Genomic DNA, 970 nt, shown 5'->3' with positions numbered 1-970 from the left:
GGTTCAGGTGCAGGAGAGCGGCGGTGCGCTGAAGCTCACGTGGGATGCAGCGCGCCACCCGTACCTGACCGTGACCTGGGTCGGCACCGAGCAGCGCCGCAACCTGGCGCAGGACCTGCGCGGTGGCAGCGTCACGCTGCCGAGCGCCGATCTGCCGACCGGCGGCAGCTTCGAGCTGGCACTGTCGGACGGCCTGAACGCGGTGCGCGTCTCGCACGCTCGCTGAGGCTGGAACCGAACCCGCCGTGAGGCGGGCCTGCAACAAGGGCGCTCAGGCGCCCTTGTTGCGTTGGTCATGCCATCCATGCAGACCCTCCACCGCCTATTCGTTCGCGTGTTCACAGCGCCCGACATGACGACAGAGGGGGAACCGCGACTCCACATCGGCCACTGAGGGAACTCGCCGGCTGGCGCCCACGGCCACGGCGAATTTTCAATCTCTCTCCAGGAGCTGTCATGAGAGTAGCAACGCGCCCCGCATCTGAACCATGGAAGCACGGCAAGCCATCCTTCCTGTCGATGCTCCCCCTGGCAATCCTTCTGGCCTCATGCGGCGGGAGCCAGCAGGAATCGACACCGGACGCCTCCGACCCGGAGCTCAACGCCGCCGCAGTGACCACGGACACCATCACGTCCGCTCCGGTCTGTTTCTATCGGCACATCAACTACCAAGGCGAGACGTCCTGCACCAACGCCAACGTGGCGAATCTGATCTCCAGCGGATGGAATGACCGGATCTCGTCGATCAAGGTCGCCAGCGGCTACACGGTGGAATTGTTCGAACACGTCAACTACCTGGGACGCTCGCTGAAGCTCTCGGCAGACACCTCCGACCTGATGGCCGAGGGCTTCAACGACATCGCGTCGTCGATGAAGATCACCGCGCCGGCCACGTCCACGCCGCCGATCAATCCGGGTACCACCCCGTCGCCGCCGGTGTCGAGCATCCAGGTCGCGCAATCGCTGCTGT

The 970-nt window shown here is 65.3% G+C and carries 2 protein-coding genes; both read left to right on the top strand.

Translation table 11 applies throughout. The annotated features are described in order from the left end of the window. The coding region (locus AC1D12_RS34150; RefSeq protein ID WP_477845497.1) for a hypothetical protein at positions 1 to 226 on the top strand (226 nt) is incomplete at its 5' end. Between the two features lie 230 nt (positions 227 to 456). Next, positions 457 to 970, top strand: a 514-nt coding sequence (locus tag AC1D12_RS34145) for a peptidase inhibitor family I36 protein (protein ID WP_477845496.1), incomplete at its 3' end; no start/stop codon positions are given.

Source organism: Rhizobacter sp. P1_G5 (assembly GCF_056405435.1).
Note: the sequence above shows the minus strand (reverse complement) of the source record. Positions and strands in the feature narration are given on the sequence as shown.